The 10,262-nt window shown below is 68.1% G+C and carries 8 protein-coding genes and 2 pseudogenes; 1 reads left to right on the top strand and 9 read right to left on the bottom strand.

The features are described 5' to 3' along the window. From FMEAI12_RS37955 to FMEAI12_RS09710, 8 genes and pseudogenes are all read right to left on the bottom strand, one after another. Nucleotides 1–151, bottom strand: a pseudogene (locus FMEAI12_RS37955) (CoA ester lyase); the annotation flags it as partial. 116 nt (nt 152–267) lie between these two features. Beyond that, complete coding sequence (locus FMEAI12_RS09740; RefSeq protein WP_112105766.1) at nt 268–1,062, bottom strand: IclR family transcriptional regulator; 795 nt, start codon at nt 1,060–1,062, stop codon at nt 268–270. Between the two features lie 30 nt (nt 1,063–1,092). After that, a complete protein-coding gene (locus FMEAI12_RS09735) occupies nt 1,093–1,845 on the bottom strand; it encodes an enoyl-CoA hydratase/isomerase family protein (protein ID WP_112105768.1) in 753 nt (250 codons plus the stop codon). A 187-nt stretch (nt 1,846–2,032) separates the two neighbouring features. Then, nucleotides 2,033–3,199, bottom strand: a complete 1,167-nt coding sequence (locus FMEAI12_RS09730) for an iron-containing alcohol dehydrogenase family protein (protein ID WP_112105765.1) — start codon at nt 3,197–3,199, stop codon at nt 2,033–2,035. A gap of 123 nt (nt 3,200–3,322) precedes the next feature. Next, the gene (locus FMEAI12_RS09725) at nt 3,323–4,399 is read right to left on the bottom strand and encodes an AbrB family transcriptional regulator (RefSeq protein WP_112105764.1); all 1,077 of its coding nucleotides are present in this window, start codon (nt 4,397–4,399) and stop codon (nt 3,323–3,325) included. Nucleotides 4,400–5,214: 815 nt separating this feature from the next. Then, a pseudogene (locus FMEAI12_RS09720) lies at nt 5,215–6,044 on the bottom strand (oxidoreductase). Nucleotides 6,045–6,089: 45 nt separating this feature from the next. Continuing rightward, nucleotides 6,090–7,088, bottom strand: coding sequence for an aldo/keto reductase (locus FMEAI12_RS09715; RefSeq protein WP_112105763.1), 999 nt, complete (start codon nt 7,086–7,088; stop codon nt 6,090–6,092). Between the two features lie 122 nt (nt 7,089–7,210). After that, nucleotides 7,211–8,143, bottom strand: coding sequence for a helix-turn-helix transcriptional regulator (locus FMEAI12_RS09710; protein WP_112105762.1), 933 nt, complete (start codon nt 8,141–8,143; stop codon nt 7,211–7,213). 293 nt (nt 8,144–8,436) lie between these two features. On the opposite strand from FMEAI12_RS09710, the gene FMEAI12_RS09705 reads away from it, so the two are divergent. Then, the gene (locus FMEAI12_RS09705; RefSeq protein WP_235013857.1) at nt 8,437–9,138 is read left to right on the top strand and encodes a flavodoxin; all 702 of its coding nucleotides are present in this window, start codon (nt 8,437–8,439) and stop codon (nt 9,136–9,138) included. Between the two features lie 44 nt (nt 9,139–9,182). On the opposite strand, the gene FMEAI12_RS09700 is transcribed toward FMEAI12_RS09705, so the two are convergent. Next, entirely contained in the window at nt 9,183–10,070 is an 888-nt protein-coding gene (locus FMEAI12_RS09700) for an aldo/keto reductase (RefSeq protein ID WP_112105761.1), read from the bottom strand. Nucleotides 10,071–10,262 lie beyond the last annotated feature (192 nt).

The following is a 10,262-nucleotide window of genomic DNA, read 5'->3' as shown; positions in this document are numbered from 1 at the left end:
ACTCCTTCGCCCCCGGAGCGACCGAGTCCTCCAGATCACAGAAGATCTGGTCGGCAGGAAGCCCCTGCGCCTTACCCAACATCTTCACGTTCGAAGCCGGAACAGCCAGACACGACCGGCGAGCACGAGCGGACCGAGCATGAACAGACACAAATACTCCCGATTCGACTGTAAACCAGTGACGGTAACGATCCCGGTGGTTCACAGCGCACGATCTCTGCGATCCCCCCGACCGTCACCGGCAACCGGTCGTCTGTGATCAGAAATTCACCGCCCGGTCGCTCGACCCTGCTTCTTGGCGCTTCCGGGCACTCGCCGCCGCCACGAGTCGACGTGCCCGAGAAGCAGGTCTGCCAGTTGTTCTTCCCGGGGCAGCATTTCTGTACTGGGTCCCACCAGGGTGACCTCGGCGACCGGCTCGCCCGACTGGCCCGACACGACGGTGGCGATGGCGAAGCGCGTACCACCATGCAACGTGTTCCGAGCTATCCGCGTTCTCCTGATGTCCTCGTACTCCGCGAGGAACTGATCCACGAGCGCGGATTCGTCCGGATTCCGTCGGCGCAGGTACGCGTCCCGCTGGGCGGCGGGAAGCGCGGCGAGAATCGCCTTGCCACCGGCCGTCCCCAGCATGGTACGGCGGATGTTGTTCCGCGCCGCGAAACCCGCCAGCCTGTCCGCACCGAACTCGGACACGTAGATCAGGTGGTCTCCGGCCTGGACGCCCAGGAAGACCGTGACACCCGCCGCCTCATAAAGCGCGGCCACGTCGCCGTCGGTCACCATTCCGGCACGGAAGCTGCCGCTGGCGAGCGTCAGACCGTACAGCGCGGGGCCCAGGTAGAAACGGTGGTTGTCCTCATAGACCCACCCTGCGGCGAGAAGCCCTCGAACGAAGCCGTGCACAGAGCTTTTCGGAGCGTCCAGCGCCCGCACCAGCTCTACAAACGTCATTCCCGGGTTGTAAACGACTTCTTCCAGGATGCGAGTAACCCGGTCGATCGTCCGGTGGTTCTGCGGAGCACCGTCGAGCTTCGGGGACGGATGATCGGTCATGGCCATATTTAACCCCGACCTCGGTGCAACACCCGCTCAGGCTCCGGTGAAGGACGGTGCCCGCTTGCCGATTGAAGCCTGGACTCCCTCCCGGAAGTCGTCGGTCCCGAGCAGGACCGCCTGCGCGGCAGCCTCCTGGTCGAGAGCCGCCGACACCCGCGCCACGAGCTCACGCCGCAGGGTCGACCTGATCGACAGCAGGGACAGCGGCGCCGACAGGGCGACGTCATGGGCCCAGGCCAGCGCCTCCTCCCGCGGGTCGGCCGCCGTGACCCGGTCGCACAGCCCCATCGCGAGCGCCTCAGCACCGTTGACCGAGCGACCTGTGTACAGCAGATCGCGCGCCTTCTGTGACCCGACAGCCGCCGGCAGGGTGACCGAGAGACCGAAGCCCTGGTGGAAGCCCAGCCGGGCGAAGTTCGCGCTGAACCGCGCGTTTTCGGCGGCAACCCGGAAGTCGGCGGCCAGGGCCAGCCCGAGGCCACCACCGATCGCGGCGCCCTGTACGGCGGCGATAACGGGCTTGCGCGCGGTGAAGATGGTGAACGCCTCGCGGTAGACCCGACGCAGTCCGTCCGCGTCGACGTCGCGCAGATCAGCGCCCGCGCAGAAGTGCCGCCCCTCCGCACACAGCACCACACAGCGCGCCTCGGGCATGGCGTCGACGCGCAGCAGGGTCTGAGCCAGCTCGCGGAGGCTGGCCTCGTCGAAGAAGTTGTTCGGCGGTCGGTGCATCTCCACCACCGCCACGCTTCCCTGAAGATCGACAGTGACCAGGCCCAGTGACATCCCGCGTACCTCCTCTGGTTCGGCGCCGCCCGGGACGACGACCGTCGCGTCCCGTGAGGTGCGGCCGGCCGCCGCCATCGCCTCACATCCCCACGTCGCCGCATTAACGAACATTCGTTCGTAAGTACGAAACAAGCTTACCTGGTCCCAAGCGTCAGCAGAAGTCCCGGACCTCCCCGGGAGGCCCTCACCAGACGCGGTCGAGAAGCGCCTCGAGATCCTCCCGGGTCGCCGGGCGCGGGACACGGGTGACGGCCCAGTCGTCCATGGCGTGCTCGATGATCTCCGGGAGGGCCGCGCGATCAACCCCGACGTCGCGCAGGCGGCGTGGCACACCGACGGCCGCGAGCAGGCGCTCGACGGCGTCGATCGCCTCGGCCGCACCATCGTCAGGCCGGTGTCCGCCACTGAGGACCTCCGCGACCTGGACGAGGCGCCGCTTCGTCACCTGGGCGTTGAAACGCATCGTGGGCGGCAGGAGCATCGCCTCGACCGTCCCGTTCGCCACCGTGGAGCGCGGACCGACCGCGTGCGAGAGCGCCTGGGCCAGGCCGGCGCCCGTGTGGTCGCTGCCCTGGCCCGCGAGGAGCGCGGCGAACATGAGGCGCAGGCGCGGCTCCCCGTCCGAGGCGACGTCGAGGCGCGGCAGCCACTCCCTCGACAGGCGGAGCGCATACGCCAGCAGCGCGTCGGCGAGCGGATCGTCCGTGTCCGACTGCAGTCCGTCAACGGCCATGGCGAAGGCGTTCAGGGCAGATGACCGCACCAGCGACACCGGCGCGGTGCCGGCGATCACGGGATCCATGAACACGCCCGCGGCGCGGGTCTTGGGGTCGAACAGGGCCAGCCGCTCCCCGGTCTCCGGGTCCCGCACCGCGCTTCCCGCCTTGGCGTAGGCCGTGGTCGGAGTACTCGGAATGATCCACTGGGGGATCTTCGGTGTGTCGAGCTTCGGGCTGACCAGCCGGCCGTCGACGCGGCGGGTGCAGACATCGCGAACGTCGACCTTCTCCGCCAGCAGGATGCTGGCTGCGCGGCCGGTCACGATGGCGGACCCGCCGCCCAGCGCCACCACGGCGTCGGCCCCGGTCGCCTCCAGGACCTCGCGCGCGTGCTCGACCGCGGGAAGCGGGCTGTGCTCGCGGACTCCGTCGAACCATCCGGCGAGCCGGTCGCCAAGCGCCGACTCGACCCTTGCCACCGCCTCGGTGTGACGGCGCATCGAGGCCCCGCAGAACACGACCGCCCGCCGGATCCCCGCGCGGTCGAACTCACGAGGCAGCGCGGCGAGCGCGCCCTCGCCGGCGAAGACGCGGACGGACGGTGTCACGTGTCTTACGGACGGAAAGCTCATGGCGTCCTCCTGGGGCCGCGGCGACAACCCTGACAAGGCCTCTCACTCCAACCTAGCGCAGAGTTCGCATATATGAATATCTGTACGCACATAGGATCACCGGCGATGGGTGGACCGGGATGGTCAGGCACCCGTCAGCCGGCTCCGGCGCCTGACCAGGATGCCAATGAGCGACGCGCTCAGGATGGCGGCGAACACCCGTACGAGCTGCATCGTGATGACCAGTCCGACCTCCGCGCCGGACTGGACCGCGACAGCCGTCACCGCCGGGAGACCGCCTGGGGTCATCGCCAGGTATCCAGCGAGGTCCGAAATTTCGACCGCCCGGGCGAACACGATTCCGATCACGGCGCAGCCCCCGACGCTCAGAACCAACTGCACCAGCACCAACGGGAACAGCCGTATCAACAGGCGGATCGTGGCGGCAGTAAAAGAAAACCCAACGGCAAGCCCGGTGATGGTGTAACCGAGATCGAGCAGCGGCTCCGGGACGGCAAGCGGGACGGAGACCACCAGCGCAACCGCCATCGAGAGCAGCATCGGGACGACCAACCGCGAGCCGCTGAAGGAAAGGACCTGCGCGAGGAGCAGGCCGACTCCCATGCACAGTGCCGTGAACACGAGGCTCTGCCACAGGACGGGTTCGACGGCAGCGGGCCCGCGATCGGCCGGAGCGAGACTCCCGGAGCGGTCGAGGATCGGCGCAACCAGCGACAGCGAAACCACGACAACCACCACGCGCGCGTACTGGATGGCCGAGACGATCGCGTCGTCGGCATCCAGCTCCTTGGCCATGGCCGACACGCCGGAGGCAGCGCCCGCCATCGAGGAGAAGACCGCCGTGGCCAGGTTAACCTTCGGCGACAAAATGAGAACCAGGCCCGTCGCCATCGAAAAGACCAGTGTGACGGCGACCCCCCCGAGTACCTCAACGGGCTGGCTGGCTATCCGCCGGATCACATCGGAGTCGATCAGCGCGCCCGCGCTGACCCCGATCAGCGCCATGCCGAAATGCCGCGCCGGCTCAGGAAACCGCCATGGCGCTCTGAACGCGAGCGAGAACGCGGCACCGCCGATCAGGCCGCCGAGAAGATACGGCGACGGCGAGTGGACCAGATGCATCAGTATCGTTGCGGCGACGAGGATGATTACGCCACATAAACCTCGCCTACTCTCTGCAACCAGAGCATCTCTCTGCACTACATCACGCTGCCGATGGCGACGGATGACGCCTGCGCCGACGTGCGATTACCCACAGATAAGCGGAAGCAGAAATCAGATCCACCGGCGGACGCAGAGTCAGGTGCCGGGCTTCTCGCCCACGGTTCGACAGTCACAACAATGACCATGACGTCCTCTTCTCCTCGTAAGCCGCACTGGATGCGACCCGGGCCCGTGAAGGATCTGTGTCAACAGTTCCGGCCACAGTGGGGCACCGCGGGCTTCACCCCGCACCTGGACGCCCGACGACCATGACCCGGTCGACTGACTCCTTCCGCACTCCGTGGATCCCGTATCAGGCGTTGAAGAACATCAGCAGGGAACGAAGCAGCGCCAGAGGCAGCGGTTACCGGCTCACCCTCGGCGCCCGCCCAGAGGATCAGAAGCGGCACAGCAGCTGTGATCTGGGTTCTCGCGCCCGGCCGCGGCCCGGACACGAGAACCCAGGAGTCAAATCCGTGGCCTGACGGTCTACGCGGACTCGGCAGGCCGACCTCGGTCCATCAGCCACCGATTGTTCTTATACGCGATGTTCTCATACGCAATGTTCTTATATACGAACACTTGGACGTATGTAAGTACCATAGCGAGGGACCCTGCCGTGGTCAACGCATCAGGGCAGGTGATCTGCCAGCTCGCCCGGGGGCAATCGGTCGATGTCGGTTGACTCGACCAGACGCCACTGACCCGACCGGTAGCCCGGTCGGGTCAGTGGCGTCTGCGTGCTGATGACGATGGCGGAGCCCTCGTGACCTGGACGGATATCCGTCGGTCCGGATGGACGGCGGTACGGCCTAGGCGTCGACGGCGGTGGCGAGGCTGGTCTTCTCCCACTCCGTCAGCTCAGCGAGCTGGCCCTCCAGCGTGTCACGGAAGAGCCGCACGGCGTCCTGGCCGAGCACGAGCAGCGCGGGGGGCGACGCCGACTCGACGGCGGCGATGATCGCCTCGGCGGCCTTCGCCGGATCGCCCGGCTCGGTGCCGTGCGTCATGTCGTGCTCCTTGCGGCGACGCCCGGCCGTGTCAGTGTAGTCGGCGATCGGCGTCGCGGCCTGCTGGAGAGAGCGGCCCGCGAAGTCGGTCCGGAAGGCACCGGGCTCGACGACGATCGCGTGGATGCCGAGCGGCCCGAGTTCTCTGCGCAGCGAGCCTGTCAGGCCCTCGAGCGCCGCCTTGGTCGCCGAGTAGTAGCCCGATCCCGGCGGGCAGATGCGCGCGCCGATCGACGAGATGTTGACGATCGCGCCACGCCGTCGCGCGCGCATGCCCGGGAGCACACCTTTGACCATCGACCCGCACCGAAGAAATTGGTGGCGAACAGCCGGCGGACGTCGTCCTCGTCGCCCTCCTCGACCGCCGCCCGATACCCGTAGCCGGCGTTGTTGACGAGCACGTCGACACCACCGAACCGCTGTTCGGCCTGCTGGACGGCGCGCGTGACCTGCGCACCATCGGTGACGTCGAGCGCGAGCGCGAGCGCACGGCCGGGATACGCCTCGGCGAGGTCGGCCACGTGGGCGACGTCCCGGGCTGTGGCGGCCACGTTGTGGCCATGATCGAGCAGGGCCTGCGCGAGCGCGCGGCCCAGGCCCGTGGAACAGCCGGTGATCAACCAGGTCTGCATCGGCATCAGCTCCTTGTGCGTCGAGGACGGAATCCGGTCACAGGCTCAGTACCCCGACTCGGAGCCGTAGTAGGTCGGCCTGCGCGGCGTGTAGCTCTCCTCCAGAGCGGTGACCTCGTCCTCACCCAGATCGATGTCGAGCGCGGCCACGGCGTCGGCGAGATGGTGCGACCTGGTCGCTCCGACGATCGGGGCGGTCACGACAGGGTTGCGCAGCACCCACGCCATCGCCACCTGCGCCATCGAGGTCCCCCGTGCCTCGGCGATGCGCTGGACCGCGTCGACCGTCCCGCGGTCGCTGTCGAGGAACAGCGGGGTGCCGGACGCGTCGGCCGTCGGGTTCAGCGCTCCGCGGGTCGTGCTCGCGTCACCCCACGGCCGGGTCACCAGGCCGGCGGCGAGCGGCGACCATGGCAGGCTGCCGACGCCCTGGTCCGACAACAGCGGGAACATCTCGCGCTCTTCCTCGCGGGCGACGAGGTTGTACTGGTCCTGCATGGAGATGAACTTCGTCCAGCCGTGCAGCTGTGCGGTGTACTGCAGCTTGGAGAACTGCCAGGCCCACATCGAGGAAGCGCCCAGGTAGCGAACCTTGCCCGATTTCACGGCGTCGTGGAGGGCCTCCATCGTCTCCTCGACGGGGGTGTGCGGGTCGAATCGGTGAATCTGGTAAAGGTCGATCCAGTCGGTGTCGAGCCGTCGCAGCGACGCGTCGAGCTGCTCGAAGACGGCGCGGCGCGAAAGGCCCCGGCCGCCGGGTCCGGGGCCCATCGGCGCGAACAGCTTCGTCGCGATCACGACCTGGTCGCGGCTCGTGTACCGCTTCACGGCTTCACCGGTGATCTCCTCGGACGTCCCCCGACTGTAGGTGTTGGCGGTGTCCCACAGCGTGATGCCAAGGTCGACGGCCTGCTGAAAGATCGGCTTGGCGGCGTCGGCGTCCAGCGCCCAGTCGCGGCCCGTGCCGGGCCTGCCGAAACTCATGCAGCCGAGCGCGATACGGCTGACCTTCAGCCCGGAGGTTCCGAGGTTGGCGTATTCCATGGTGGGTCCTTCGACAGGATTGACGACAAGGCCAGGTCGCCGGAGGAGCGATGTCGACTTCACGCGGGCGGCGGGGAGGGTGACATGTTCTCCGGCCGTGCTGTTACGCCAGTCCGTCGCCGTCAGTGCGACGGCTCGGCCGGGTCTTTCGACTTCGACGTCGGCGGGATCGTCGTTCCCGCCGGGGGGCCGCCTGGCCGGGATTGACGCTGGTCGCCGGTCCAGCTGGCCAGGAAGTCGAGTTGCTGTTGGGCCGCGGCGTGGCTGGCGGTGTAGGTGATGAGGGTGAGCGCGTCCGCGGGTAGTTCCATGGCGTCGCCGGTCAGTTCGATGTCGCCGATGACCGGGTGACGTAGTCGTTTCACGGCTGTGCGGTGGAGGCGGACGTTGTGGCGGGCCCAGCGGATGCGGAACTCGTCGCTGCGGGTCGCCAGTTCCCCGATGAGGTCGGAGAGCTGACGGTCGAGCGGGCTGCGGCCGGCTTCACCGCGCAGGCCCGCGGCGGCGGCGTCGGCGACGGTGGGCCAGTCGATGAAGAAGTCGGTGGCCCGGGGGTCGAGGAACAGGAACCGCGCGAAGTTCACCGGGAGGGTCCGCGGAGTGAGGATGTCGACGTAAAGGGCAAAGCAGAGGTCGTTGGCGGCGAGGATGTCCATGCGCGCGTTGCGTACGTAGGCCGGCGCGCCGGTGATGGCGTCCAGGACGCGGCGGATGCTGGGCCGCACCCGGGCATGCTGGCTTCCCCGTGCCGGTCGTGCCGGTCGTGCGGGGCCTGTGGCGGTCCTGGCGAGGTCGAACAGGTAGGCGCGCTCGGCCTCGTCGAGGTGTAGCGCCCGAGCCAGGGAGTCCAGCACGGTTTCGGACACGCCGGCGAGGTTTCCGCGCTCAAGGCGGGTGTAGTACTCCACGCTCACGCCGGCGAGGTGGGCGACCTCACCGCGACGGAGGCCGGGAACCCGACGGGTGTCACCGAAAGTGGCCAGTCCGGCCTGTTCGGGGCTGATCCGGGCGCGCCGGCCGACGAGGAAGTCGCGAACCTCGGCGCGGTTGTCCATGGGCCCGACGGTACGGCGACGCCCACCGGTGGTGGGAGGTACTGCCGGGACCCCTCACGACCGGGACTCCCAGCCGCGTCCGGCGGGCGGTTTCGATCGGCTGACCCGGGCAGTTCTGTGTCGGACGCCGCCCGGGCGCTGACCCGCGGCATCGTCCATCCGCAACGTTAGGGAGCCTCATGGAGCACGAGGAGGGCCGCGGCGCCGAGCCTGGGCCTGGGCCTGTCGAGCACGGGTGGGGCTCAGTACACGAAACGGCATGGCTCGCGCAGCCGCGCGCCGAGCACCGGCCGATGAGGACGGACATTGGTAGCCAGAGGCCGGCCGTGCTCGGGCGCCGGTCGCTCCTGCGTGGCGCGCTCGGCGCAGGAGCGACGGTGCTGGCCGGTGTCCCCGTCAGCGGATGTTCCGCGCCCTCGCCAGGTCGGCCAGCGTCCTCACCCTCGGCACGGCCCGCGACGCCGGCCCCGGCGGAGCAGTCCGTTCTGCTGGCCTACTTCTCCCGGGCGGGCGAGAACTACTACTACGGCGGGCGTAATCACCTTGACGTCGGAAACACCGAGGCGCTGGCTGGCATGATCAGCACGCGGGTCCGGTGCGACGTTCACCGCATCGAGCCGGCCGACCCATACCCGGACGACTACGAGCAGACTGTCGGGCGAAATGTCCGTGAACAGAACGCCGACGCACGCCCGGCCATCGCCAACCCCCTGCGCTCGATCGAGCGGTACGACACGATTCTGCTGGGAAGCCCGATCTGGAATGTCAGAGCGCCGATGATCATGTCGACGTTCACGGGGAGCCTGGACTTCAGCGGCAAGACCGTGCTTCCGGTCACGACCTATGCCATGAGTGGACTGGGAACCACAGAAGGCGACTACGCCGCCTCATGTCCCGGCGCAACCATCGGGGCGGGCCTGGCGGTACGCGGCGAAGAAGTCGCGCAAGCCGGCGCCGACGTCGACGCATGGCTGCGACGCGTCAACCTCCTGTGATTTTCGATCCGAGTTCTGGGGCCTCACAGGATGAAGTGGGGTAATCAGGCTTCGGGGATCGCTTTACTGAAGGTCGCAAGAGTGATGTCGCTGGGCTCCGGGCCGCCGCGCCGGCCGGCGTCAAGGCCGTCGATCGCGGCGAGCTGCTTGTCGGTCAGCTCGAAGTCGAACACGTCGAGGTTCTCCGCGATCCGCTCCGGTCGCGTCGACTTCGGGATCGCCGACCGGCCCTGCTGCAGGTGCCAGCGCAGCATCACCTGCGCCGGCGTCCTGCCATGCGCCCGTGCGATCTCACCGATCACCGGGTCCTGCAGGGTGCTGCCATGGCTACCGGGACGATAGAACGTGATTCCACCGATCGGTGACCATGCCTGGGTGAGGATGCCGTGCTTGGTGTCGATCGCCTGCACCTCGCGCTGGGTGAAGTAGGGGTGCACCTCGATCTGGTTCACCGCGGGGACGACACTCACCCGCTCCAGCAGAGCGGTGAGATGCTCGACCATGAAGTTGCTGACCCCGATCGCGCGGACCTTCCCGTCGGCGAGCAGCGTCTCCAGGGCGCAGTAGGCCTCCAGGGTCCTGTCGAACTCCGACGGCAGCGCCTGATGCAGGATGAGCAGGTCGATCTGGTCGACGCCGAGCTTGCGCGCGCTCTTCTCGAAGCCGTGCAGGGTCTGGTCGTAGCCGTAGTCGCTGATCCAGATCTTGGTCTCCAGAAAGACGTCGGTCCGGTCGACGCCGGACTTGAGGACGGCCTCGCCGACCTGCCGCTCGTTGCCGTAGGCCGCCGCGGTGTCGATGTGCCGGTAACCGGCCGACAGTGCCGCCTCAACAGCCGACCGGGTCTCCTCCGGCGGGGTCTGGAAGACACCGAGACCGAGCGCGGGCATCTCGACCCCGTTGTTCAGCGTTATGTGCGTCCTGGTGGACATGGGGCGTTCCTCTTCCCGTCGACAATCGGAGACGATGATCTGAGCGTGCTCAGCGGTGCAGGACCCAATGCCGTGAAGCGTAGTTTGATCTTGCTGGGATCTGGTCATGCTGCGCGTGGGGCGAGGGGGTGGAGCCGGATCGTTGGCGGGCCTGGGTGGCGGGTCGAGGCGGGTTCGCCGGGTTTCTTGACG

Origin of the sequence: Parafrankia sp. Ea1.12, from assembly GCF_900465275.1 — a bacterium.
Classification (GTDB): Bacteria; Actinomycetota; Actinomycetes; order Frankiales; family Frankiaceae; genus Parafrankia; species Parafrankia soli.
The sequence above is the reverse complement of the archived record's forward strand: the minus strand, read 5'-3'. Positions and strand labels throughout refer to the sequence as shown.